This window comes from Labrys sp. F242 (genome assembly GCF_057813875.1).
The window spans coordinates 706580-731372 of sequence record NZ_JBVASG010000002.1 but is presented as its reverse complement, the minus strand read 5'-3'; the positions used below and the strand labels follow the sequence as shown (position 1 = coordinate 731372).

Here is a 24793-nt window from a genome sequence, read left to right as displayed (position 1 = left end):
CAGCTTCGTGTGGAAGGCAAGCCGCGCTTCTCTGGGCAGGGATAGGAGCCATTCCCCGCCATGACGACCGCCCTTTTTAAGGAGCTCCCGCTCGATGACATCAGGCCTTACCTCAAGCCCGACCTGGCCGGATCCGACGGTGCTGGCAGATCTCGCCAATGCCCTGTTCCAGGCGCCCCCCGGCCAGGGCACCGTGCCGCTGGCGCCAACCGTGCCGGCGGTCCCGCCGAGCCCGACGCTGGCGCCGGCGCCTTCCATCACCACCAGCGTCGCCCCGCAGGTGCCGGCACGCCCGCCTGTCGGCCCGCCGGACCTGCCGCCCGTGACCATTCCCTCGATCGTGCCGACACCGACCATCCCGATCGCGCCTGCCACCGCTCCGCAGCCGCTATCGGGTGCGTCGGCAGTCCCCTCGGACGTGCCGCAGCCCGGTGGCTCGGCCGGCCCCTTCGTGCCCAGTGTGCCGACCCAGGTCGACTTCTCCGTCCTGCCGCCGGGTCTTGCCGAGTTTCTATCGCTGTTGCGTCCCGACGTGGCCGCCGCCGCACCTTTGCAGGCTCCGTCCACGGCCTCCGTTCCCGGCTCGATCGCCCAGCCGTCCGAGGATGGCTATTATTTCCTGCGCGACGGACAATCCCTCGCTCCCTCGCAACCGCCTGCGCCGCCTCTCGCCACCCCGCCAGCCGTTCCGGTGGCGCCACCTAGTCCGCAAATTCCGTCGGTCGCGCCGCAGGTGGGCTCGCCCGCCGTTCCGGCTGCCCCGCGCCTTCCTGATTTCAGTGCGATTTCCCTGGAACTGCGTCCCGACGCAGTGCCGGATCTTGCCCCATCGGGCCGCCCCTTCGATGCGCAATCGGTCAAACGCGACTTCCCGATCCTGCAGACGCAGGTGCATGGCAAGCCGTTGATCTGGCTCGACAATGCGGCAACCACTCAGAAGCCGCAGGCGGTGATCGACCGCCTCAGCCATTTCTACGAGCATGAGAATTCCAACATCCATCGCGCGGCCCATGCGCTGGCGGCGCGGGCAACCGACGCCTATGAGGGCGCGCGCGAAAAAGTGCGGCGCTTCCTCAATGCCGGCTCGACCCGCGACATCATCTTCGTGCGCGGCACCACCGAGGGCATCAACCTGATCGCGCAGGCCTTCGGACGCCGCCATGTCGGGGAAGGCGACGAGATCCTGGTCACCTGGCTGGAGCACCACGCCAATATCGTGCCCTGGCAGATGCTCGCCGCCGAGAAGGGCGCCAAGCTGCGTGTCGCCCCGGTCGATGACACCGGGCAGGTGATTCTCGAGGAATATGAGAAGCTCATCAATCCGCGCACGCGCATCGTCTCGATCACGCAGGTCTCCAACGCACTCGGCACGGTGACGCCAGCGCGGGAGATGGTCGCCATCGCCAAGCGCCACGGCGCTACGGTGGTTGTCGATGGCGCCCAGTCCGTCTCGCATATGCGCACCGACGTGCAGGCTCTCGATGCCGATTTCTTCGTGTTCTCGGGTCACAAGGTGTTCGGCCCGACCGGCATCGGTGTGGTGCATGGCAAGCCCGACGTGCTCGCCCATCTGCCGCCCTGGCAGGGTGGCGGCAATATGATCGCCGACGTCACCTTCGAGAAGACGATCTATCATGGCCCGCCCGAACGCTTCGAGGCTGGTACCGGCAACATCGCCGACGCGGTGGGGCTCGGCGCGGCGCTCGACTATGTCGAGACGATCGGCATGGATGTGATCGGCCGCTATGAGCATGAACTCCTGGTCTACGCCACCGAGCATATGCTTAGCGTGCCCGGCCTCAAGCTGATCGGCACCGCCAAGGAAAAGGCGAGCGTGCTCTCCTTCGTGCTGGATGGCTGCCGGACCCAGGATGTCGGCGTGGCGCTCGATCGCGAGGGCATCGCGGTGCGCGCCGGCCATCACTGTGCCCAGCCGATCCTGCGCCGCTTCGGCCTGGAAAGCACGGTGCGGCCGTCGCTGGCCTTCTACAATACGTATGACGATGTCGATGCGCTGGTGGCGGCGCTGAGAAAGATCCAGAGCGGGCGGGGCTATCGCTGATCCTTGGAGCGCGGACTTCCAGTCCGCGCTCCAAAAACCTATTTGCCCAGCCAGATCGTGCCCGACGGATTGTCGACGGGAACGCCGACGGCATTGCCATATTCGGTCCAGGAGCCGTCATAGTTGCGGGCGTCATAGCCGAGGATGCGCTTGAGGGCGAACCAGCTATGGCTCGAGCGCTCGCCGATGCGGCAATAAGTGATGATCGGCCTGGTTCCGTCGATGCCCTTGGCGGCATAGATGCCGCGGATCTCCTCGACGGGCTTGTAGGTGCCGTCCTCGTTGACGATGGTGGCCCAGGGCACGTTCTCGGCGCCCGGTACGTGGCCGGCCCGGATCGCGAGTTCCTTCACGCCTTCGGGGGCGAAGATCTTGCCGGCATATTCGTCGGGCGAGCGGATGTCGACCAGCTGTCCGTCGACCTTGCCCTGGGCAAAGCCGAGCACGTCGGGAAGCCGGGCGCGCAGGGCTTCGTTGCGGTCCGGCAAAGTGAGCGCGGAGGCTGAAAGATCAGGCACGTCGGCGGTGAGGGCGAGGCCGCGGGCTTCCCAGAGCTTGCGCCCGCCGTCCACCAGCTTGGCGCGCTCGCCGAAGCCATAGACGTCAAGCACCCATACGCCCCAGGCGGCGAACCAATTGTTGTTGTCGCCATAGACGATCACGGTGGTGTCGTCCCCCACACCGGCCTTGCGCAGGGTGTCCTGCAGCTTCTCGCGCGAGGCGATATCGCGGTTGACGGTGTCGACCAGGTCCCGATGCCAGTCGAGATTGACTGCTCCGGGGATATGGCCGCGCTCATAGACGGTCGGATCGACGCTGACCTCGAAGATCCGCACCTTGGGATTGTCCAGATTTTCGAGAAGCCAGTCCGCCGTAACCAGGGATGTGGAAGCTGGTGTCGTCATCGCTTGCCTCGTTGCAGGAGTGTCCGGAAGGCGAGCTTAATTCATAAATACACTTAGTCCATAATTTTTATATAATAATCTTGACCAAGCTCTGTTCCCTGTCATTATTCAGCCATATCGCTCGAAAGACGCATCCTTTCCTTTGAATTCGGAGCAAGTGGCATGCGAAGCAAGATCGGACTTTTCGGCTTTACGGCCCTCGCTCTCGCCCTGCAGGCGCCTGCGGCATGGGCGGAAACGCCGCCGGGAATCGCCGTGGTGGCGCAATCCATCGACGACGTCACCAGCTTCGACCCGGCCGAGGCCTTCGAGTCGACGACGGGGCAGGTGGCCAACGCCCTCTATCAGCGCCTGGTACAAGCCGATCGCGATGCCAGCGCCAGCATCAAGCCGGCGTTGGCGTCGAGCTGGGAAGCGGGCAGCGATGGCAAGAGCCTGACCTTTACCTTGGCCAGGGACGCCAAATTCGCCTCCGGCAATCCCGTCCGGCCGGAAGACGTGATCTTCTCCCTCAGCCGCGCCGTGAAGCTCAACAAGGCACCCGCCTTTATCCTGAACGAACTCGGCTGGACTGCCGACAATGTCGAAGCTGCCATCAGCAAGGTCGATGACGGCAAAGTCAAGCTGACCTGGCAAGCTGATGTCGCTCCGTCCTTCGTGCTTGCCATCCTCACCGCCAACGTCGCCTCGGTTCTCGACGAAGCGGTGCTCGCGCCGCAAGCCAGCAATGGCGACTTCGGCAATGGCTGGCTCAAATCACATTCGGCCGGCAGCGGCGCCTTCAAGATCAACTCCTATACCGCGCATGAGGCGCTGGTGCTGGACGCCAACCCAGCTTCGCCTGGCGGCGCACCCAAACTGCAGGGGCTCATCTTCCGCAATGTCCCGGATCCGGCGGCCCGCCGCCTGCTGGTGGAGCAGGGTGACGTCGACATCGCCCGTGGCCTCGGCATCGACCAGGTCGAGACGCTCAGGGACAAGAGCCAGGTCAGCATTTATGCAACGCCTTCGGCGCGGCTCGAATATCTCCTGATCAACACCAAGGCCAATCCGACCCTCGGCAATCCGGCCTTCTGGAAGGCAGCGCGCTATCTCGTCGACTATGAGGGCATCGCCAAGAACCTGCTGCGCGGCCAGTATCGCGTGCACCAGGCTTTCCTGCCCGCCGGATTCCCGGGCGCCTTGGGCGATACCCCCTACAAGCTTGATGTCGAGAAGGCCAAGAAGATCCTGGCCGATGCCGGCATCGGCCCGACGAGAATCAGTTTCCCGGTCTTCAACGAGCCGCTCTTTCTCACCATCGCCCAATCCCTGCAGCAGAGCTTCGGCCAGGCCGGCCTCACGCTCGACATCCAGCCGGGTGTGAGCAGCGAGATCTTCGCCAAGGCACGCTCCGGGCAATATGAGGTGACCCTGCGCTATTGGGGCCCGGATTATTTCGACCCGCATTCCAATGCCGGCGCCTTCGCCGTCAATCGCGACAACAAGCGCAACACCGTCGCCAAGCAGGCCGGCTGGGTCATCCCCGAGCTCAGCGACGAGACGGCCGCGGCCGTCAAGGAGCAGGATCCGGCCAGGCGCATCGCCCTCTATGAGGAGTTGCAGCGCAAGATCCAGAAAAGCTCACCCTATGTCGTGATCCTGCAGGACAGCGACCAGATCGTGCTCGCCAAGGGCGTCACCGGCTATTTCCAGAGCCCCTATGGCGACGTGTTCTACGATCGCGTCGAGAAGCGCCCGGCGCCCGTGCGCGCCGACACGAACTGACAGGAGACCAGGCATGAGCCGCAGCCGCGACAAGTTGTTTCTGCTTGAACCCGGATTCGAGGATCCCAACTATCCAGGGCAGCGCTTTGTCTGCCCGCACAGCAACCAGATCGAAGGTGTGCTGGCGAGCTTTCCCGAACTGGCCGGGCATCTCGACATCGAACGCGTGCCCTTCGCCCGGCCGCGCCGGGCGGTGATCGCCGAACTGGGCGAGGTCAACCAGTCCCTGCCAGCGCTGGTCCTGCGGGAGGGACCGGTTCCCGACGATGCGGAGCACTTCGGCGACGCTGCCTTCGTCAAGCCGACCCAGCGCATTCTCGAACTGCTGGCCGAGCGTCACGGCTTTCCGCGCCTGCATGGCTGACGGCGGCCGGGCGCCAAAGCGCCGTGTGGTTTGAATAGACCGCTTCAAATCGCAACGGCGCGTCGAAGCAATGAGACTCTTGGAAAGGAGGACATGGCCATGCGCTTGAGGCGGCGGGCTCTGGATCAGCTCTTGCAAGGGCGCCATGCTCACAAGGGAGGGCGCACGCTGGCGCAGCGCGCTCGCAACCTGACCACGATCGCAACGGCCTATTCCTGGGACGAATTGCTTGCCGAACGCGGCATCGGGCAGGTCACGGCCCTCGAGGTCGAGCGCTGGCTCGCCCTGAACGGGCTGCAATTGCGGCAGGCCGGCACCGGGTCGTTCCGGCACGGCTGAAGTTCACTGGGTTTGCGTCGAGGCCATGGCGGTATCCACCTGCCGGACTTGCCTGAGCGTGCGCGCCCAGCGGTGCAATTGGCCGATCAGGACATCCATGGCCTGACTGGTCTCGGAGCCGGGCACAAGGCGGCCATCGGCATCGGTCGCCCGCCAGGCATTGGCCAGGCTCACGCTATCGCGTAGGGCGATCGCATGCAGCTCGGCGAAGACCAGCCTCAATTGCTCGACCGCCCGTAGCCCCCCGGAAATGCCGCCATAGGAGACGAAGGCGATCGGCTTTTCCGCCCATTCGCGACTGGCCGCATCGATGATCAGCTTGGTGGCTGCCGTATAGCCATGATTGTATTCCGGCGTTACCAGGATGAAGCAATCGGCGTCGGCCAGCCGGCGGCGCAACGCCTGTCTCGTTGGGCAATCCTCCTGATGCAGCAGTGCCGCAAGGTCGATCTGCTGGGGATCGACGAGGTCGATGTCGAACATCCCTGATTGGGCGAGCCGCAGTTGCACCCAATGGCCCATGATATCGCAGAAGCGGCCGCGACGGCTGCTGCCATAGATCAGGCCGAGGCGGAACGGAGCCCGGCTCATGTTGGGCTCCCACAGTCTGCCAACTCAATGCGCAGAAAGCCGGAACACTTTGGGATTTTTGATGGTTCGGTACGTCGGTCGGTCGCTCGGTTTGTCATCGAACTCAGCCTCCATGCAAAGGATGAGTCCTTATACAAGTTCAAGTGAACTTGAGATCAAGCGGCAAATATGCTTTGATGGCGGGCATGGATCCGACCCTCACCATCAATCAGATTTCACGCCGATCGGGCGTCGCGGCGTCGGCTCTGCGCTATTACGAAGAGCGCGGCCTGATCCGGTCCGAACGCGCCGGTTCCGGGCATCGGCGCTTTGCGCGTTCGACGCTGCGGCGCATCGCTTTCATCGTCTTCGCCCAGCGTCTGGGCATGTCATTGGAGGAGATCGGGGAGGAGCTCGCCCGGCTGCCCACCGATCACGTGCCGGGGGGAGAGGATTGGGCACAATTATCCCAGCCCTGGACCGAGCGGATCGATGCCAGGATTGCCGAATTGCAGCGGCTGAAGAGCGGTCTTACGCGCTGCATCAGCTGCGGCTGCCTGTCGCTGGAATTCTGCCAGCTCGCCAATCCGGACGACCGCGCCGGCCGCCTTGGCCCCGGGCCTCGATATTGGGTGACGACGCGCAACAATTGAGGTCGCCGATCAGCGGGCATCGCCAGGGTACATCCCGCCGATACCCGCCTGATCACCAAGCAGCTTGGCTTTAGCCATTGTCCGGAAATGACGGATGCGCTGCCTTTGTCATGCCAGGGCTCGACCCGGGCATCCAGCGGCCCCGTCTTCGAGGCCAGGAAGCGAGCTGGATTGCCGAGTCAAGTCCGGCAATGACAAAAGTCGAGCCAAATCGATCCGTTTGTTGACGGACGAATCCTTACTCCATGCCGAGGGCCTGGAGGTAGAGCTCCAGGATGGCGTCTTCCTCGGCGCGCTCGGCCGCTGGCTTTTTGCGCAGCGACACGATCTTGCGCAGGATGGCGGCGTCGAAGCCGTTGGCCTTGGCCTCGCCATAGACTTCCTTGATGTCGTCGGCGATCGCCTTCTTGTCCTCTTCGAGGCGCTCGATGCGCTCGATGATCGACTTGAGCTGGTCGGCGGCGACCGAGGTTGCGTCCGTCATTGCTTACTCCTGAGACAAATTTGGGGGCGGATGTGGCTGATAAAGCCGAGTCGGGTCAAGTCCCAGAGCGTCTTGCGATTTGGCGGACTGCCGGGAATCGCAAAGGCGCTTCGAAAACAGCCTCTAGGGTTTCCGATAAAGGTTAGGGATTTGCTCACCTGTCTTGCGGAAGGCGTATCTGTTTCGGCATTCGCCTTCATCGATGCGAGGACTGGGCCTGGGTCCCGGTGCGCGATCCCCAATGTTCGATGCGCCGGACGGCGGGATCGATGATCAGGGGCGACAGGGCGCGGGCGATACGGTCGGCCCAATCCTGTGCTCCTTCCTGGGTGCCGATCAGGTCCTGGCGCAATTCGATCAAGGCATGGGGCAGGCCGCGCAGCGTGGCGTGCTGATAAAGCGTATCGCCTTCCAGGGCGCCATCATAGGGCTCGTTGTCGCCCACGACCAGGGCCGTGTCGCGCTTGAAGGCCTCGATCATCGGCCGGATGATGCGCGGATCCTTGTCCCAGAGCAGGGTGACGTGCCAGGGACGCGGCACGCCGCGCCAGACCGGCGTGAAGGAATGCACCGAAAACAGCACCGGTACGATGCCGCTGGCGAGCTTCTCGTTCACGAGTTCGCCGATCGCCCGATGATAGGGGCGGTGGAAGCGTTCGATCCGCTGGGCGATCTCGGCGTGGTCGGCACGGGCATTGCCAGGTATCAGCGCGCCATCGGACAGGCGCATCACCAAAGTGGGATCATCCGCGCCGCGATTGGGGTCGATCAGCAGGCGCGAGAAGCGTGTGAGCAAGGCAGGAGCCCGAAGTCGCGCTGACAAGGCGAGCGTAACAGCCCGCGCCCCGATGTCGTAGCCGATATGGCGCTCGAGCTGGGCCGGCGGCAGCCCCAACGTGCCATATTCGGCGGGCAGGGTGTTGGAGGCGTGGTCGCACAGCAGGATGAGACCGGAGTCGGGCTGGCCATCCAGCCTTTCGATAGGTGAGAAATCGGACTGCAAGGGGGATACTGACATTGTGGTATCGAAGCGGGCAGCATAAAGACGAGCGGAGGCCGGCGCCACAGCCAATGCGACGTCCCGCTTCGGACTTTCGCAATGCAGGCGCACCAAAGCGTTCTATAGAAAAGTCGATGGACTTTTCTATTAAAAATAGCGTCAAAACAAAGAGTTAGAAAAACCGCCATTCGAAGAAACCGCGCTTTGTTCGAATGACCTGCCAGGAACTATTTCCGATGAGCTCTGCAGCCCAATCCGCGGCACCGGCGCCAAGCGCCTTCTGGCCTGCTTTCGCCGCGCTGATCGCCGGTGCCATGGCGATGGGCATCTCGCCGATCCTGGTGCGGCTGACGGATGTCGGGCCCTTCGCCAGCGCCTTCTACCGGGTGCTGCTGGCGCTGCCGGTGCTCTATGCCTGGATGCGCCTGGAAGAAAGCAAGGCCGATACGCCCGACGCCGGCCCGGCCTTCTCCTTGCCGGTGATCGCCACCGGCGTGTTTTTTGCCGGCGACCTCTTCTTCTGGCACCTCGCCATTACCAATACCACGGTAGCCAATGCCACTTTCTTCGCCACCATGGCGCCCCTGTGGGTGGTGATCCTGGGATGGCTGGTCTACCGGCGCAAGGCGAGCCGCGCCGCCCTGATTGGCCTCGGCCTGTGCCTGCTGGGCGGGCTGGCGCTGGTCGCCCAGTCTCTCGGCTTTGCTCCGGGCCATCTCGTCGGCGACGGCTTTGCCGGGGTGACGGGAATCTTCTTCGGCGCCTATTTCCTGGCGGTGGAGAAAGCAAGGCTGCGCCACCGCGCCGCGCGGCTCACCTTCTACATGTCGGTGGTGACGGTGGCGATCCTGGCCGTGGCAGCGCTATGGGCGACCCAGAGTCTGGGCCAGCGCTTCCTGCCGGCCGGAGCGACGGGCTGGCTCGTGCTGATCGCCCTGGCCTGGGTCAGCCATGCCGGCGGACAGGGCCTGCTGTCGGTCGCGCTCGGCTCGCTGCCGGTGGTGTTCTCCTCGCTGGTGATCTTCCTGGAGGCGGTGGCCGCCGCAGCGCTTGGCTGGGTGATCCTGGACGAACCGGTCTCGCTTCTGCAGGGGCTCGGCGGCCTGGTCATCATCACCGGCATCTGGGTCTCGCGTCCGCGGCCGGCCTGAGACAAGGGTGAAAGGTTGAGGATATCGGCAAAGACAATCGGGGTTTACACTCTCCAGAGCAAAGCGCGTTCGGACCTGAACGCGCTTTGCTCTGGCGCCTTGTTTCGACCCGCCTTTGTGATTCCTGGCGATTTTGTTAAATCGCAAAACGCTTTGCTGCCTTCCTTGCGCCCGAACGAAACGGTATCAAGAAGGCCCTCAAGGTCGAATCGTTCCGGATGATCTCTTCCTCTCTTCGCCTCCCGCTCGCCGCGACCGTGATCTGCGTGGCGCCGCTGCTCGCCGCCAGCCCGGCCAAGGCCGATTTTCGCCTGTGCAACAACACCTCGAGCCGGGTGGGCGTCGCCGTCGGCTATCGCGACAAGCAGGGCTGGCTCACCGAGGGCTGGTGGAACGTCGCGGCGCGCAGCTGCGAGTCCATCCTGAAGGGCCCGCTGGCGGCACGATTCTACTATGTCTATGCGGTCGACTACGACCAGGGCGGGGAATGGAGCGGCAACGCCTTCATGTGCTCGCGCGACAAGGAATTCACCATTCGCGGTTTCGAGAACTGCCTGGCGCGCGGCTATAACCGCACCGGCTATTTCGAGATCGACACCAGCGAGCAGAAAGCCTGGACGGTCCAGCTTTCCGAGCAGGCCCAGAATGGGGCAAAGCCCAAGTCGAACGCCCCGTCCGACACGCCCCCAGCCCAGGGGCCTTCGGCGCCCAATGCGCCAGCACCCGCGGTTCCGCCAGCCTCCGGTGCGGCGCCCACGCCAGCCAATCCGCCGGTCGTGACCACGCCGCCGGTGGTCTCGCCTGCGACGCCGTCGCCATTGACGCCGCAAGATGCACCCGTTCCCGCAGCACCGGCGCCCGCTGCGCCGGCCCAGCCCTCCGGCGAAGGCACGCAGCCGCCGAACCAGCCCGCCCCAAGCCCGCCCGCTCCGGACAAACCCGAGCCGGATAAGCCGCCGCAGGATACGGTCGCCCCGCAGTCCGGGACGGAGGCACCTCCCCCAGCGGAAGGCACGCCAACCACGCCCGCTCCGCCTTTGCCCCCTGAACGACCGGCCTCGGCACCCTCCGCGAATTAGCGGGCCAGCGTGGCATATATGTCACTTAACTGGCGCGAAAATCGGACTAGAGTGCCATCTCATCCTTGCGGATGCGCTGTGCCAGCGCGCCAAGATCCGCGCAAAATACCAAGATAAGAAAGAAACGGTCGTATGCGACGCCAGCGAAAAGTAAAAATTCTCGCCACCTTGGGACCTGCCTCTTCGTCGCGGGAGATGATCGCCCATTTGTTCCGCGCCGGTGCGGATTTGTTCCGCATCAATATGAGCCACACCTCGCATGACCGCATGCGCGAAATGGTCGGCCTGATCCGCGATGTCGAGAAGGAATGCGGCCGGCCGATCGGCATCCTGCTCGATCTCCAGGGCCCCAAGCTGCGGATCGGCGAGTTTGTCGGCGGTGCGGTGAAACTGGCCAATGGGGCCAGCTTTACCCTCGATTCCGATCCGACGCCGGGCGATGCCAGCCGGGTCTATTTGCCTCATCCGGAAATCCTGTCGGCCCTGCGGCCCGGCCATACGCTACTGCTCGATGATGGCAAGGTGCGGCTGAAGACCACTGAGGCGACCGGCGATCGCGCTGTCACCGAGGTCATCGTCGGCGGCAAGATGTCGAACCGCAAGGGCGTTTCGCTGCCCGATACCGAGATCGCCGTCTCGGCGATGACGCCAAAGGATCATGCCGACCTGGAGGCCGGACTCGGTGCGGGCGTCGACATCGTCGCTCTCTCCTTCGTGCAGCGTCCCGAGGATGTTCTGGAAGCGCGCGAGATCATCCAGGGTCGTGCGCTGGTGATGTCGAAGATCGAAAAGCCGCAGGCGATCCTGCGTCTCGACGAGATTTTCGCTGCTTCCGACTCCCTGATGGTGGCACGCGGCGACCTTGGCGTCGAACTGCCGCTCGAAAGGGTGCCCGGCCTGCAAAAGCGGATCGTGCGCGGCGCGCGCAAGCTTGGCAAGCCGGTCGTGGTGGCGACCCAGATGCTGGAATCGATGATCACCTCTCCGGTGCCGACGCGCGCCGAAGTCTCGGACGTCGCCACGGCGGTCTATGAAGGGGCGGATGCGGTCATGCTCTCGGCCGAGAGTGCCGCCGGCGAATTCCCGCGCGAGGCGGTGGCGACGATGAACCGCATCGCCGAGGAAGTGGAGCGCGACGCCCTGCACCGCACCATCATCAACGCCCAGCGCAGCGAGCCCGAGCAGACCGGTGCCGACGCCATAGCGGCGGCCGCGCGCACCATCTCCGAAACGCTCGACCTCGCCGCCCTGATCGCCTGGACGGCCTCGGGCTCGACCGGCATCCGCATCGCCCGCGAACGCGCGGAGAAGCCCTTGCTGGCGCTCACGCCCAATGTCGGCACGGCGCGCCGGCTCGCCTTGGTCTGGGGCGTGCATGCCGTGCTCACCGACGACGCCCGCGACATCAGCGACATGGTCGATCGTGCTTGCCGCCATGCCTCGCAAGACGGCTTCGCGCAGACCGGCCAGCGTGTGCTGATCATGGCCGGCATTCCCTTCGGCACGCCGGGCGCGACCAACATGGTGCGCATCGCCGTGATCGGCGCCGACGGTGGCGAGGCGGTCTGACGGTTCCTGTTACGACAATGCCGTAGACATATTAGCCGGCAATATGGTTGCCGGCTAATATTTTGCGTTTATGGCGTGAACCCCGGAATTCGGGGCGAAAGCTCGCAAAAGAGGGCGGACACCCGGCGGGTCCAATTTGCGGGCGCCCATACTTCCGCAAAAACGCCACACCGAACCCATTTCAAATAGTTGGCTAACTACTGTGCGGCCTGCCGCGCCGAGCCACGGTCGTCGGCAACCTGGGCGAGGCGGTTGATCTCCTCCAGCACCACCTGCCTGGCTGTGTAGTGGATCTGATGGCCGGCGCCGGGCACCAGGACCAGCCGAGACCCCTGCACCTGCCGGTGCAGCGTCTCGGCATGGATGCTTGTCGACACCACGTGATCAGCGGGATCGGCGACGATGGCGGTGGCGGCAGTGATCTCGTGATAGCGAGGAGACTGGCTCGTCAGACAGGCTTTGAGAGCGGCGACGTCCTGCCCGTTCCAGCGGAACTCGTCAGGCCGCAGCACCAGGGCCGCGCTGGCCTTGCGCACATAGTCGGCCGGCGCCTCGCCCGGCCGGAAGGAGTCCTCGACCGATTTCTTCAGGCTCCAGCTTCCGACCGGGGTCATCACGGTGTGCACGAAGAGCCGTCCCAGCATGGGCAGGGCGGCGAGGCGGTAGTACCAGGCGATGCCGCCCGGCCAGGGATGGGTGGCCCCGGCCAGCACCACCAGACCGGCGACCCGATCCCTGTGTTCGACGGCCAGCAGCGTGGCGAGCGACCCGGCCAGGGAATGGCCGACGACGATGAAACGGTCGATGCCGTGGCCATCCAGGGCTGCCATGACCAGCTTGGCTTGCGCCGCGGTGGTAGCGTCGCCGCGCCCGTTCGGCCGGCCGCTCCAGCCATGCCCCGGCCGGTCCACGGCGATCACGCGGCGCTGGCGCGCCAGATCCTCGCCGATGCCATAGACGATGTCGCGGGCATTGGAGGTGGCGCCATGCAACAGCAGCACAGGCAGCTTTTCGCCGCTGTGACCGGCACCAAGATCGATCAGGTGCAGCCGTCCGCCAGGTACGGGCACGAAGATGCCTTCGGGCGGATTTTCTTCGGCGATGCGGGCGGCGATGACATTGGTGGCCTGGATGGCTCCGAGCCCATGCGCAAGAAGGAGAATGCCGATGAAGAGCAGAAAGAGGGTCAATCGCGGCCTTTGGCGTGCTGGAGCCGGTGGAAAAATATGCTTCTAGCCGTTTTGCAACCGGCTCGAAAGTCCCCGCGCGCTGCGGCCTTTCCTGGGGCCGCAGGCAGGAGCGGGTGGGAGGGGTCGATCTCCCGATCGACCGTCTTAGTCCTCTATCCCGCTCGGCTTTCCAAAGTGGTCGATCCCGCTCCATCAAATGATGGAGCTGAGGAGATCGACCCTCCCACCTGCGATTCCCGAATCTTAGATATCGCGCCCTTCGACCTCGGGCTTGAGCTCGTCCATCATCTTGCGGGCGCCGGCCATATGAGGATTGATCGCCAGAGCGTGTTTGAGCGCCTCATAGGCGTTCTTCTTGTCGCCCATGTCGACCAGCATCATGGCCAGGCCGTTCCAGGCGCCATATTCGCGCGGATTGCGCCGCAGCGTCTCGGCGACATCGGCGATCGAGCGCACATAGTCCTTTTTCAGGTAATAGGCGGTAGCGCGCCGGTTCCATGCCTCGGCGTAACCGGGCCTGAGATGGATGACGGCATTCAGGATCTTGATGGCCTTGTCGGTATTCGAAGCTTTGATCGCCGTCAGCGCCCGGTCCATCAAGAGGTCGGTGGTGTCGCTGCCCGAGCGTAGCTCCACACGTTCGATGGCGACCGCGATATTGTCGGCTTCCTTCTCCGACTCGGCCTTGGCAAGGCGCTCATACAGGCGGTCGAGTTCGGGATCGCCGGCCGGCCGGGTCTCGGCCAGGGCGGCGACGGGTACGGCAAGCATGCCGATCAGGGCCAGAATCGCGATCCTCATGCATAGATAGTGGCGCGAGATTGTGGCGGATTCAAAGACAAAAACCCGACCGCATCGCTGCGGCCGGGTTCAAACGCGGCAGACCCGATAATTCGGCGCCAAATCAGCCCTGGCGGGCCTTGTAGCGCTTCTGGGTCTTGTTGATGATGTAGACGCGGCCCTTGCGGCGGACCAGCTGATTGTCGCGATGGCGCGTACGCAGCGACTTGAGCGAATTGCGGATCTTCATGGTACTCGTGCCTCTATTGGAGCACGCGAGAAGACGCAGGAGCTCCCAAATTCGAAAGATGCGGGGTTCTAGCGACGAGGGGCGGGGATGTCAACATGGTTGCGAGCCATGTTGCCGCTTCGTCGCACCAGAACTGTGCCGGCAGGCCTATGCCATTGCGGCTCTATTGTCTATGACTTGGCCGCGATGAGGAGATCCGCATGGCCGACTACAAGCTTTACGCCTTCGGTGAATCAGGCAATTGCTACAAGGTGGCGCTGATGCTGGCCCTGACCGGCACGCCGTGGGAGCGCCTCCCGGTCGATTTCTTCAATGGCGAGACGCGGACCGACAATTTTCGCACGCTCAACGAGATGGGCGAAGCGCCGGTGCTGCTGCATGACGGCAAGGTGCTGAGCCAGTCCGGCGTGATTCTCGATTATCTCGCCGAGCAGACCGGCCGGTTCGGAGCCGACACTGCCGATGAACGGCGCGAGATCCTGCGCTGGATCCTGTTCGACAATCACAAGTTCACCAGCTATTACGCCACCCTTCGCTTCATCGTAGGCCTGCAGAGGAGCGGCGAGAGCCCGGTCACCGAATTCCTGCGCGGGCGGGCCAAGAGTGCCTTTGCCATCGTCGACAAGCATCTGGCCGGCCGGGATTTCCTGGTTGCAGATCGTCTGACCATCGCCGACCTGTCCCTGGCCGGCTATGTCTTCTTCGAAGAGGAGACGGGCCTGCCATTCCAGGCTTATTCCAACATCCTGGCCTGGCGGGCCCGCATCGCGGCCATGCCGGGATGGAAGCCGCCTTATGAGATGGTGCCACACGCCCCGCCGGCGCGCACCTGATCGAAACTGACGATACGGGACATTTCCTTGCACGCACCCGCCCCGATTTCCCTGCTCGATCGCTACCTTGCCCTCGTCGCCGCCGGCGGGCTCGAACGCGACGCGGCCCAGGAGGCCGTCCTCGCCCGCCTGCAGATCGTTCTGGACGAGTTGGGCGAGATGTCGGCGGCGCGCAAGCCTGGTGCCCTCGGCTGGCTGTTCGGGCGGGCCAAGCCCAAGCCGGGGCCGAAGGGCCTCTATATCTGGGGCGAGGTCGGGCGCGGCAAGACCATGCTGATGGACCTGTTCCACGAAGCCGTACCAGCTGGCGTCAGCCATCGCCGCGTGCATTTCAATGCCTTCATGAACGATGTGCATGAGCGCATCTTCCACTATCGCAGCGAGATCCGGGCCGGGCGGGTCAAGGGCGATGATCCGATCGGCCCGGTTGCCGAGGTGCTGGCCAGGGAAGCCAGGCTCCTGTGCTTCGACGAATTCTCCGTCACCGACATCGCCGACGCCATGATCCTCGGGCGCCTCTTTACCCAGTTGTTCGCGCATGGGGTGGTGGTGGTTGCCACCTCCAACGTGGTGCCCGACCGGCTCTATGAGGATGGTCTGAACCGCGCCCTGTTCCTGCCCTTCATCGCGCTGCTCCAGCAGCATATGGAGGTGGTGAAGCTGGAGGCGCGTACGGATTATCGTCTCGAGAAGCTCTCCGGCGGGGAGACCTATCTCGTCGGTGGCGGGCCGGACGTTCGCGCCGGGATGGATGCAGCCTTCGAGCGCCTCACCGGGCGGAAAGAGGGCCTGCCGCTGGTGTTGACGGTCAAGGGCCGGGCCTTGAAAGTGCCGCAGGCCGCCATGGGCGTCGCCCGTTTTTCCTTTGCCGAACTCTGCGGCCAGCCTTTGGGCTCGGCCGACTATCTGGCCCTTGCCGAACATTTCCACACGCTGCTGGTCGACGACATCCCGGTGCTCAGGCAGGAGCAGCGCAACGAGGCCAAGCGCTTCATTTTGTTGATCGACTGCCTCTATGATCGCGGTGCCAAGCTCGTGGCTTCCGCGGCGGCGGAGCCGACCGGGCTCTATCCCTATCAGGAGGGGCGCGAGGCCTTCGAATTCCAACGCACCATCTCGCGCCTGATCGAGATGCGTTCGGAGGTCTATCTTGCCCAGCCGCATCGGGCGCCGCCCAAGACCTCACTGGTGGACGGCTGAGCCGGCAAGCAGAGTTTCCCGGCGAGGCCCCGCCGGGAGCTTTGCCGGGAAACTCTGCAAATGTTTGATATCTTGCAGCTTCCTCTTGTTCGTGCCATGGGCGCGATCAAGAGGAAGCTGCATCGGAGGTAGGGCATGGGCGGCAAGAGCGAACCGACCGGCGCGCGCCTTTTGGACATCGCCACCGATCATGTCCGCAAGCACGGGCTTGAGCGGACCTCGGTGGTGTCGGTCGCGCGCGAGGCTCAGGTCAGCCATGCCGCTGTCTATCGCTATTTCGCCTCCAAGGACGCGCTGATCGATGCCGTTACCGCCGATTGGCACAAGGCGGTGGAGACCCAGCTCGCCGTGGTCGCCGACGCCCCCGACCCGGCCGACGACAAGTTGGAGCGCATGATGCTGTTGCTGGCGCGGCTTTATCGCGAGCGCCTCGACCAGGAGCCCAATCTCTATGCAGCCTGGCTGTCGGCGATCGGCGAGAACCGCGCGGTGGTGCGCAAGCATCGCCGCCGCATCCGCAGCCTGATCGAGCGTGTCGTCGACGAAGGGCGTTCCATCGAACTCTTTCGCGCCCGCTCGAACGAGAGGTTGATCGCCTTTCTTGGTGACGCCCTGCACCGCTTCATCGATCCGGCGGCGATCGCTGCTGATCGCGACGCCAATCGGCTCGAGCTCGACCAGCGTCTTGCCCGGTTGCTGCGCGTGGTGATCCGCGCCATGGTGGCCGGCAGTGTATAGGGTCCTGGAGGCCCACAGGCGCTAGCTTTGCGAGTCGAAACGCAGGCAGCATGGAGGGGCGATTTCCAGATCGACCATTTTCGCCTGCCATTGCACATGACGTTTCCCAGATGTCGATCTCGCTTCCTCCCTTGATGGAGCTCGGGGGATCGACCCTCCGTAATCGCGCCTGTTTGCTCGACCTAGGCACCTATAGGCTAGAAGTCTGCCCTCCCCAGCTCCCTCTTTCCGACCTATTAATCATTCAATGGCATTGATCTTGCTTCCCCTTTCACGCCCGATGCAGTGGGCGCAGGACGCGAAGCATGTATGATAGTGCCGTGCCGGTTTCCGGCACTTGTGTCGATCAGCCGACCCTCGATCCCCAGGTTCTTCTCGCGCCCCAGACCCTTCTCGGCGCTCTTGGCCAGGCCAGTTACGAATGGTGCCTGGAGACCGACCGCCTCGCGTGGGGAGCCGGAGCGTCCGCCGTGCTGGGCGTGCGTGCCGCCGCCGACATTGCCGACGGCAAGGCTTTTGCCCTCCTGATCGATCTCGACCGGCCCGGCGGCCGGCATGAAGCCATCCTCCAGAGCCCGCATGGGGGAACGGGAGAGGGCGCGCCCTACTGCCTGCGCTACAGCTATCGTCCGCATGCGGCCGGCCGGAAACGCTGGATCGAGGATCGTGGGCGCTGGTTCGCCGGACCGGACGGACGCCCCGTGGTCGCGCGCGGCCTGGTGCGTGTCGTGGCTGAATGCCCGGAAGACGAGGCGGCGGCATCAGCCCAGGCGGCTATCGGCATTCACGACCGCTTTTTCGCCACCGCCCTGGCCAACGCCTGTGCCGAGGGCCGGCAGGCCGGGTTGTTCCTGGCGACCGTCGACCGGCTCGGTGCGATTCACGGTGCCTTCGGCGCCGTGGTGGCGGATCGCGTCTGCGCCCAGGTGATGCGCGGCTTGCGCAGCGTGCTGCGCATCGGCGACAGCCTTACCAGCATTGCGGACGGCAAATTCGCTTTGATGTTGCCCGGTTGCCAGGCCGGGGACGTGCGGGCGGCGGCCGAACGCTTCCAGCAGGTGGTCGAGCGCGTGACCGTCGAGGCGGAAGAGGGCGCGATCCAGCCGACGGTGTCGATCGGGGCCGTCCATATCGCACCCGCGACGGAGACCGCCGGCACCGCCTTGCACGCGGCCCAGCAGGCCCTCGACCGCTGCGAGCGCGAGACACCGGGCGGTATCGCGATCTTCGCGGAAGGCGACCATCAGGTCGCTTCGGCGAATGCGGCGCAACGCTTGGCGCTGGCACTCAACGAAGACCGCATCTTCCTCGGTTTCGAGCCGGTGCTGGCGGCCCAGCCGGCAGGACGGCAGTCCTTCCGGGCCCGCGCCTTCATCCGGCTGCCCGGCAATGCCGAGGCGGCGGCGTCCACCACATTGCAACCGGCGTCTTTGCAACCGGCTTGGCTGACCCCGGCCTGCGACCGTGCGCTCGCTCGCCGGCTCGCCTTGCGGCTGGTGGACCTTGCCGGCGTGGTGCTCGACCGCCATCCCGGCGTCGAATTGATCCTGCCCCTGCCGGTCGTCGTCGATCCGCGCCGGGGACCGGGCGACAGCTTCCAGCGTTTGACCATCGAACTCGACGAGGCGCTGGCCAAGGCCGATCTCGACAATAATGGTCGCTATTGCCGGGCGATCCGCGCCTCCGGCGCGCGACTCGGCATTGGCGGCTTCGGCGGCGGCCATCTCGATTTCGCCGAACTCCAGGCTCTCGAAGTCGGCCAGGTGACGCTCAACGGCGTGCTGGTCGAAATGGCCGATCAGGTCGCGCAGGGCCGTTTCGCACTGCGCAGCCTGATCGAGGCCGGCGCGCGGCATGGCCTCGACATGGCGGCCGAATGGGTGGATGACGAGGTCATCGCACGCCAGCTCCTGAACTGGGGTTGTAACCGCCTGATGGGGACGGTGGCGGGCACGCTCCGGCTGGAATTGCCGCGCCTGCGCGATGCCGGCCGCCAAGCGCCAATGGCGCTGACCGGAACCTGAGGCACGGCCTTCCTTCTCTCATAAGGAGAGAAGGGAAGTATTGCCCTACTTCTTCTCGTCGCTGATGCGGTCGAGGCGCGACTTCATCTCCGCCAGCTCCTTCTTCAGCGTGTCGAGATCGTCGCTGCTCTTGGAGGTTGCGGTCGCGGCCGGCTCCTTCGCGTCTTCGCCGCCGGCCTGCTGCGTGAAAGGCGAGAACAGGCGGAAGGCGCGCTGGAAGGCCACCATATTGTTGCGGGCCTGTTCCTCGAGCGCGCCGAAACCGCCATTGACCCAGGGCGCCTGGCCCCAGCCGCTGGTAAGATGCTGCGTCATCTGCTCGCGCAGCTTCTGCTGGTCGCGCGTGAGATTGTCGATGGAGAATTCGAGGAAGCTCGGCACCAGCGCCTGCATGCTGTCGCCATAGAAGCGGATCAACTGGCGCAGGAAGGTGATGGGCAGCAGGTTCTGGCCCTTGTTCTCCTGCTCGAAGATGATCTGGGTGAGGACCTGGCGGGTGATGTCCTCATTGGTCTTGGCGTCGTGGACCACGAAATCCTCGCCGGCCTTGACCATGGTGCCGAGATCTTCGAGCGTGACATAGGTCGAGGTACCCGTGTTGTAGAGGCGCCGATTGGCGTATTTCTTGATCGTGGTCGGCTCTTTAGCTTTCGCCATCCTACTGCCCCTTACGCTCGTCCCTGCCTTGCACAATTCACATGCTTGCCCCATCTGTGGGGGAAGCGTGCGGACTCTGCAAACGTTTCCGATCCTGCAGATTGAGTTTGGTCGGTTCCGAGACCCGATCAAACTCAATCTGCCTGGACAAATCCCCCCCGGGCAGGCCCGTGACGGCGATGCCGGAGAGTTTGCCTCGAAATCGATCACGGAGAATTTCCGAACCGGCCCGCCTGGGCAAGCCTGGAAATTCCGAACCACCCCGGTATTCCCGTGACGGCCTCCGGCCCGGGGCGGTATCCCGTTCCGGAACCCCTCTCCTGGAGGGATGATCACCCCCACGGTCTGACAAATCTAGGCTCTTTTCGCGGTCGCGAAAACATCTTTGTGCAAGCGCGGTAAACTCACCTGGCGCATTGACGGCGGCGCGCCAAGCGTCCCATATGCCCAGGCAGATTACGGTTGAGCGGATCACAGATCCGCTCAACCGTAATCTGCAGGCGCAATCTCCAGGACTTGGGAGATTTGCAGAATTTACCTGCTTCATCCCAGCGGGGATGAAGCAGGTAAATTCTGCTTCGGAAAGAGTTGGTCCATCGGGCCGCTGCAAAACGGAACATTAGAGGAGTGAAATTGCCATGAGTGATGTCGTCATCGTCAGCGCCGCACGCACACCGGTCGGCTCCTTCAACGGCGCCTTCGCGGCAACACCGGCTCACACGCTCGGTGCGGCGGCCGTCAAGGAAGCGTTGGCCCGTGCCAAGGTAGAGGCCGGCGAGGTCGACGAAGTCATCCTCGGCCAGGTGCTGAGCGCGGGCGGCGGCCAGAATCCGGCTCGACAGGCGGCGATGGCGGCTGGCGTGCCCCAGGAGAAGACCGCTTTCGGCCTCAACCAACTCTGCGGCTCGGGTCTGCGCGCGGTCGGCCTCGGCCTGCAGCAGATCGCCAATGGCGATGCCTCGGTCATCGTGGCTGGCGGCCAGGAATCGATGTCGCTGGCGCCGCATGTCGCGCATCTGCGCGCCGGCGCCAAGATGGGTGACGTGAAGTTCCTGGATTCCATGCTCAAGGACGGCCTGCTCGACGCTTTCCAGGGCTATCACATGGGCACGACCGCCGAGAATATCGCGGCGCGCTGGCAGCTCACCCGCGAGGAACAGGACGCTTTCGCCGTCGCCTCCCAGAACAAGGCCGAGGCCGCCCAGAATGCGGGGCGCTTCAAGGATGAGATCGTCGCGATCACGATTCCCGGCCGCAAGGGCGATGTCATCGTGGATACCGACGAATATCCCCGCCACGGTGCCACGCTCGACGGCATGGCCAAGCTGCGCCCGGCCTTCAGCAAGGATGGCACGGTGACTGCCGGCAACGCCTCCGGCCTCAATGACGGCGCGGCCGCCGTGGTGCTGATGAGCGCCAAGGATGCCGAGCGTCGCGGCCTCACACCGCTCGCCCGCATCGCTTCCTGGGCGACCGCTGGCGTCGATCCCGCCATCATGGGCACCGGGCCGATCCCAGCCTCGCGCAAGGCGCTCGAAAAGGCGGGCTGGAGCGTCAAGGATCTCGACCTGGTCGAGGCCAACGAAGCCTTCGCGGCGCAGGCCCTGGCCGTCAACAAGGACATGGGCTGGGATCCTGCCATCGTGAACGTCAATGGCGGCGCCATCGCCATCGGCCATCCGATCGGTGCCTCCGGCGCCCGCGTGCTGGTCACGCTGCTGCATGAGCTTGCTCGCCGTGGCGGCAAGAAGGGCATCGCCACGCTGTGCATCGGCGGCGGCATGGGCATCGCCCTGACCGTCGAGCGCTGATCGGTTCACGGCGATGCCGAAGCGTTTTGCGATCTGGAGAATTCATCGGATCGCCGAGACGCTGGAAACAAGGGCTTTCTCCGTTGGAGGAACGGGGGATGCCCTCGATCTCGGCCCCTTCTCGTGCAGGGGAGGGGAGGTACGCGTCGGGCAGGTCCTTAGGGGCGAAGACCGGTTCGTGACTCCCTAAAATCGCAAAACGCCTTAGTCCAATGAAGAACACCATCGTTACCAAGGAGGCACCATGACCAGAGTTGCAATCGTCACCGGCGGAACGCGTGGCATCGGCGCGGCCATCTCCAGGGCGCTCAAGGCAGCCGGCCACACGGTTGCCGCCAGTTATGCCGGCAATGACGAGGCAGCGGCCAAGTTCAAGGCCGAAACCGGCATTGCAACCTACAAGTGGGACGTCGGCGATTTCGATGCCTGTGCTGCCGGCGTGGCACAGGTGGAGAAGGATCTCGGTCCGGTCGACATCCTGGTCAACAATGCCGGCATTACCCGCGACGGCTTTTTTCACAAGATGAGCAAGGACCAGTGGTCCGCCGTCATCCGCACCAATCTCGACAGCCTGTTCAACATGACCCGCCCGGTCATCGAAGGCATGCGCAATCGCGGTTTTGGCCGGGTGGTCGTGATCTCCTCGATCAACGGCCAGAAGGGGCAGGCGGGGCAGGTCAATTATTCCGCAGCCAAGGCCGGCGATATCGGCTTCGTTAAGGCACTGGCCCTGGAAGGCGCGGCCAAGGGCATCACCGCCAATGTGATCGCGCCCGGCTATATCGGCACCGAGATGGTGCAGGCGATCGATCCCAAAGTGCTGGAAACGCGCATTCTGCCGCTGATTCCGACAGGTCGGCTGGGTCAGCCTGACGAAATCGCCCGCGCCGTGGTGTTCCTGGCCTCCGACGATGCCGGCTATATCACCGGTTCGACGCTCAGCATCAATGGCGGGCAGTACCTGGCCTGAGGCTGGGCAGCGCAACTCTCCAGTGGGATGTGAGACGATCGATGGAACGCGGCGACCCGTTTCGCGTTCCATCAGCGCAGCCGTCAGAAGCTGCTTGCCGATAATCTTGCGTCATCCTTTCCCGGGCTAAAGCGTTTTGCGATTTGGCGGAATCGCCAAGAATCGCAAAGACGCTCTAGCCAATCCATTGGATTGGCTTGGAACCAAGGAGTTAGAGCAAACAAGCGTTTCCATCTAAACGCGCTTTGCTCTAGGAGAGGAAAGTTCCTATGAGCAATCCATGACCATCGATTTCCATCACCGCCTCGCCTCCGTCGCCAGTGAGATCGAAGATGTGCTGGTGGCGATCTTCGACGTCGCCACCACGCCGCCGGTGCCGGCACGGCTGCTGGGCGCGATGCGCTATGCGGTTCTGGGCGGTGGCAAGCGGCTGCGCCCCTTCCTGGTGGTCGAAACGGCTCGCCTCCTGAAGGGCGATCAGACTACCGCTCTGCGTGCGGGTGCGGCGATCGAGCTTGTGCATGTCTATAGCCTCGCTCATGACGATCTGCCGGCGATGGATGACGACGCGTTGCGGCGTGGCAAGCCGACGCTGCATCTTGCCTATGACGAGGCCACCGCCATCCTGGCCGGGGATGCGTTGCAGACCCTGGCCTTCGAGACCCTTGCGGATGCCGCGACCGGCACCGATGCGGGCATGCGGGCCGAACTGGTGCGCCTGCTGGCCAAGGCCGCCGGCGGTGCGGGCATGGCCGGTGGCCAGATGCTGGACCTCGAGGCGGAAGGGCGTTTCGAAGGAACAGCCGAGCTCTCGGCGCAGGCCATCGCCCAGCTCCAGGCGATGAAAACGGGCGCGATCCTGTCGTGCGCGGTGGAGATGGGTGCGGTCATCGGGCGTGCCGATGCGCCAACCTATCAGACCCTGCTGTCCTATGGACGCGCTCTGGGCGCCGCCTTCCAGATCGCCGACGACATTCTCGACATCGAAGCCTCGAGCGCGGAGCTTGGCAAGGCCACCGGCAAGGATGCCGACCGCGGCAAGGCGACATTGGTCAGCCTGTGGGGCGTGGACAAGGCACGGGCCGAGCTCGAGCGTCTTACCGGCGATGCCCTCGGCGCCCTTGCCGGTTTTGGTGCCGAGGCGGATATCCTGCGCGCCGCCGCCCGCTTCACGGCGGACAGGCGCAAGTGAGATTCCAAGTGGGGCTCCACGCGAGACGGCGAGCGAGACCACTGAGGTGAGGCATTTCCTACGTCCGCTGACCGCCAGGCCGGTCCTGCTCTGGAGCCTCGTCGCTGGCATGGCTCTTGGTCTCGTCATACCGGGCCTGCCCTGGCTCGAACGCCTGTTGGCAGGGTGGTGCCTAGCCACCGCGATTTTCGTCGTCATCGTCAGCTACAAGCTGTCGCGCCTGCCACCGGATCGCTTCAGCCACCGGGCTGATTCCCTTGACGAAGGTGCCGTGACCATTCTGATCCTGTCGATGCTGGCCGCCGCCACCAGCTTTGCCGGGGTGATCTTCGAGCTTCAGGCAACCAAGAACCAGGCTGACAGCGATAGCCTGTCATTGCCGCTGATGGTGGCGACCATCGTCTGTTCCTGGTTCTTCATCCATACCATCTTCGCCATCCATTACGCCCATATCTATTACAATGACGGCGGCCGGCCGGGTAAACCGAGCCTGGATTTCGGCGGTGACCCCGAACCGCCGGATTATTGGGATTTCGTCTATTTTTCCGTAGCGATCGGGGCTTCCTCGGCGACGTCGGACACCAATCTGCGTTCGCGGCCGATGCGCCGCATCGTCGCCGCCCATGCGGTGTTCTCGTTCTTCTTCAACGCCACCATCCTGGCCCTGGCGATCAACATCGCGGCCGGGTTGCTGGGTGGGAACTGACGGCGGCGTCGCAGCCTTTCCAGGAAAAGCCTGCCTCCATTAGCGTTGCGGACTGCTGCAGGGACCGACAACGCGTTCGACCGATAGGAGTGGTGCGGCAACGGCACCACTGCGCGTAAAGCGACCGAACACGACAAGGCATCGTCCGGCCTTCCAGGCCCGGCCGACCGCGTGCCGCATTACCTCATGGTTTCCATCCGCCGCCGCGATGGGGGGCGGCGCGACGCCGGCGTAGATCGCCGGCTTGCCCTCCCCGCCTTCGAGCTGAATGGTCCTGGTCCCTGCAGGACAAGGAGCGGGCTTGGAACAGTAATCCGGCTCGCCGGATGCCGTCCGGCAGGGGATGGGCCTGGACCAGCAACTCAGGGGGCCGGCCTTGCCGCCGACCTTGAGCATGGCCGTCGGTCCATCGGAGTCCTCAGCCATGGCAATCGCGGCAGCCGGCATCGCCACCAGCATTGCCGTGGCGATAGCGAGCCTGACGATCAGAACCATTCGG

Annotated in this window: 24 protein-coding genes and 1 pseudogene; 16 read left to right on the top strand and 9 right to left on the bottom strand. The window is 64.4% G+C overall.

Annotation, left to right across the window (positions count from 1 at the left end):
* The first annotated feature begins 94 nt into the window (after positions 1–94).
* The gene (locus tag ACZYTC_RS18900; protein ID WP_441772157.1) at positions 95–2062 is read left to right on the top strand and encodes a family 2A encapsulin nanocompartment cargo protein cysteine desulfurase; all 1968 of its coding nucleotides are present in this window, start codon (positions 95–97) and stop codon (positions 2060–2062) included.
* 38 nt (positions 2063–2100) lie between these two features.
* On the opposite strand, the gene ACZYTC_RS18895 is transcribed toward ACZYTC_RS18900, so the two are convergent.
* Positions 2101–2967, bottom strand: a complete 867-nt coding sequence (locus ACZYTC_RS18895) for a sulfurtransferase (protein WP_434958968.1) — start codon at positions 2965–2967, stop codon at positions 2101–2103.
* 162 nt (positions 2968–3129) lie between these two features.
* Between ACZYTC_RS18895 and ACZYTC_RS18890 the strand changes: the two genes are divergently transcribed.
* The 3 genes from ACZYTC_RS18890 to ACZYTC_RS18880 all read left to right on the top strand — a co-directional run bounded on the left by ACZYTC_RS18890 (position 3130) and on the right by ACZYTC_RS18880 (position 5437).
* Positions 3130–4734, top strand: coding sequence for an ABC transporter substrate-binding protein (locus tag ACZYTC_RS18890; protein WP_434958969.1), 1605 nt, complete (start codon positions 3130–3132; stop codon positions 4732–4734).
* A 13-nt stretch (positions 4735–4747) separates the two neighbouring features.
* A complete protein-coding gene (locus tag ACZYTC_RS18885; protein WP_441772156.1) occupies positions 4748–5098 on the top strand; it encodes a DUF3088 domain-containing protein in 351 nt (116 codons plus the stop codon).
* A 93-nt stretch (positions 5099–5191) separates the two neighbouring features.
* Positions 5192–5437 (top strand): hypothetical protein, encoded by a 246-nt coding sequence (locus ACZYTC_RS18880; RefSeq protein ID WP_434958971.1) that lies wholly within the window; start codon positions 5192–5194, stop codon positions 5435–5437.
* Positions 5438–5440: 3 nt separating this feature from the next.
* On the opposite strand, the gene ACZYTC_RS18875 is transcribed toward ACZYTC_RS18880, so the two are convergent.
* Positions 5441–6028 carry an NADPH-dependent FMN reductase gene (locus tag ACZYTC_RS18875; protein ID WP_434958972.1) on the bottom strand — a complete coding sequence of 196 codons (588 nt, stop codon included), beginning with the start codon at positions 6026–6028 and terminating at the stop codon, positions 5441–5443.
* Positions 6029–6213: 185 nt separating this feature from the next.
* Here ACZYTC_RS18875 and soxR point away from each other — a divergent pair, with 185 nt between their 5' ends.
* Positions 6214–6660, top strand: coding sequence for a redox-sensitive transcriptional activator SoxR (soxR, locus tag ACZYTC_RS18870; RefSeq protein ID WP_434958973.1), 447 nt, complete (start codon positions 6214–6216; stop codon positions 6658–6660).
* Positions 6661–6898: 238 nt separating this feature from the next.
* On the opposite strand, the gene ACZYTC_RS18865 is transcribed toward soxR, so the two are convergent.
* Together ACZYTC_RS18865 and ACZYTC_RS18860 are read right to left on the bottom strand one after the other, a co-directional pair.
* A complete protein-coding gene (locus ACZYTC_RS18865; RefSeq protein WP_149252861.1) occupies positions 6899–7144 on the bottom strand; it encodes a DUF2312 domain-containing protein in 246 nt (81 codons plus the stop codon).
* Between the two features lie 196 nt (positions 7145–7340).
* Positions 7341–8162 (bottom strand): N-formylglutamate amidohydrolase, encoded by an 822-nt coding sequence (locus tag ACZYTC_RS18860; protein WP_488990281.1) that lies wholly within the window; start codon positions 8160–8162, stop codon positions 7341–7343.
* 218 nt (positions 8163–8380) lie between these two features.
* Between ACZYTC_RS18860 and ACZYTC_RS18855 the strand changes: the two genes are divergently transcribed.
* The 3 genes and pseudogenes from ACZYTC_RS18855 (at position 8381) to pyk (ending at position 11943) form a co-directional block, all read left to right on the top strand.
* Complete coding sequence (locus ACZYTC_RS18855) at positions 8381–9295, top strand: DMT family transporter (RefSeq protein ID WP_434958975.1); 915 nt, start codon at positions 8381–8383, stop codon at positions 9293–9295.
* Positions 9296–9513: 218 nt separating this feature from the next.
* Positions 9514–10068 (top strand): annotated as a pseudogene (locus ACZYTC_RS18850) (DUF1036 domain-containing protein); the annotation flags it as partial.
* Between the two features lie 438 nt (positions 10069–10506).
* Entirely contained in the window at positions 10507–11943 is a 1437-nt protein-coding gene (gene pyk, locus ACZYTC_RS18845; RefSeq protein WP_434958976.1) for a pyruvate kinase, read from the top strand.
* A gap of 197 nt (positions 11944–12140) precedes the next feature.
* Here the strand turns inward: pyk and ACZYTC_RS18840 are convergent, their stop codons facing one another.
* From ACZYTC_RS18840 to ykgO, 3 genes are all read right to left on the bottom strand, one after another.
* Positions 12141–13133: an alpha/beta fold hydrolase gene (locus ACZYTC_RS18840; RefSeq protein ID WP_488990280.1), complete on the bottom strand. Its 993-nt coding sequence runs from the start codon at positions 13131–13133 to the stop codon at positions 12141–12143.
* 243 nt (positions 13134–13376) lie between these two features.
* The gene (locus ACZYTC_RS18835) at positions 13377–13934 is read right to left on the bottom strand and encodes a tetratricopeptide repeat protein (RefSeq protein ID WP_434958978.1); all 558 of its coding nucleotides are present in this window, start codon (positions 13932–13934) and stop codon (positions 13377–13379) included.
* A 103-nt stretch (positions 13935–14037) separates the two neighbouring features.
* A complete protein-coding gene (gene ykgO / locus ACZYTC_RS18830; protein WP_068283257.1) occupies positions 14038–14163 on the bottom strand; it encodes a type B 50S ribosomal protein L36 in 126 nt (41 codons plus the stop codon).
* A 200-nt stretch (positions 14164–14363) separates the two neighbouring features.
* Between ykgO and ACZYTC_RS18825 the strand changes: the two genes are divergently transcribed.
* From ACZYTC_RS18825 to ACZYTC_RS18810, 4 genes are all read left to right on the top strand, one after another.
* Positions 14364–14996 carry a glutathione S-transferase family protein gene (locus ACZYTC_RS18825; RefSeq protein ID WP_488990279.1) on the top strand — a complete coding sequence of 211 codons (633 nt, stop codon included), beginning with the start codon at positions 14364–14366 and terminating at the stop codon, positions 14994–14996.
* Positions 14997–15017: 21 nt separating this feature from the next.
* Positions 15018–16196 carry a cell division protein ZapE gene (zapE, locus tag ACZYTC_RS18820; RefSeq protein ID WP_488990359.1) on the top strand — a complete coding sequence of 393 codons (1179 nt, stop codon included), beginning with the start codon at positions 15018–15020 and terminating at the stop codon, positions 16194–16196.
* A 135-nt stretch (positions 16197–16331) separates the two neighbouring features.
* Complete coding sequence (locus ACZYTC_RS18815; protein ID WP_322432528.1) at positions 16332–16934, top strand: TetR/AcrR family transcriptional regulator; 603 nt, start codon at positions 16332–16334, stop codon at positions 16932–16934.
* A gap of 305 nt (positions 16935–17239) precedes the next feature.
* Positions 17240–18958 carry a bifunctional diguanylate cyclase/phosphodiesterase gene (locus ACZYTC_RS18810; protein WP_488990278.1) on the top strand — a complete coding sequence of 573 codons (1719 nt, stop codon included), beginning with the start codon at positions 17240–17242 and terminating at the stop codon, positions 18956–18958.
* A gap of 45 nt (positions 18959–19003) precedes the next feature.
* Here the strand turns inward: ACZYTC_RS18810 and phaR are convergent, their stop codons facing one another.
* A complete protein-coding gene (gene phaR / locus ACZYTC_RS18805) occupies positions 19004–19615 on the bottom strand; it encodes a polyhydroxyalkanoate synthesis repressor PhaR (RefSeq protein WP_434958981.1) in 612 nt (203 codons plus the stop codon).
* A 638-nt stretch (positions 19616–20253) separates the two neighbouring features.
* On the opposite strand from phaR, the gene ACZYTC_RS18800 reads away from it, so the two are divergent.
* From ACZYTC_RS18800 to ACZYTC_RS18785, 4 genes are all read left to right on the top strand, one after another.
* A complete protein-coding gene (locus ACZYTC_RS18800) occupies positions 20254–21426 on the top strand; it encodes an acetyl-CoA C-acetyltransferase (RefSeq protein WP_434958982.1) in 1173 nt (390 codons plus the stop codon).
* A gap of 244 nt (positions 21427–21670) precedes the next feature.
* Complete coding sequence (gene phbB / locus ACZYTC_RS18795) at positions 21671–22396, top strand: acetoacetyl-CoA reductase (RefSeq protein WP_441772151.1); 726 nt, start codon at positions 21671–21673, stop codon at positions 22394–22396.
* A 280-nt stretch (positions 22397–22676) separates the two neighbouring features.
* Complete coding sequence (locus tag ACZYTC_RS18790) at positions 22677–23588, top strand: polyprenyl synthetase family protein (RefSeq protein WP_488990277.1); 912 nt, start codon at positions 22677–22679, stop codon at positions 23586–23588.
* 46 nt (positions 23589–23634) lie between these two features.
* Positions 23635–24294, top strand: a complete 660-nt coding sequence (locus ACZYTC_RS18785; protein ID WP_434958985.1) for a DUF1345 domain-containing protein — start codon at positions 23635–23637, stop codon at positions 24292–24294.
* A gap of 39 nt (positions 24295–24333) precedes the next feature.
* On the opposite strand, the gene ACZYTC_RS18780 is transcribed toward ACZYTC_RS18785, so the two are convergent.
* Complete coding sequence (locus ACZYTC_RS18780) at positions 24334–24789, bottom strand: hypothetical protein (RefSeq protein ID WP_441772150.1); 456 nt, start codon at positions 24787–24789, stop codon at positions 24334–24336.
* Between the last annotated feature and the right edge of the window lie 4 nt (positions 24790–24793).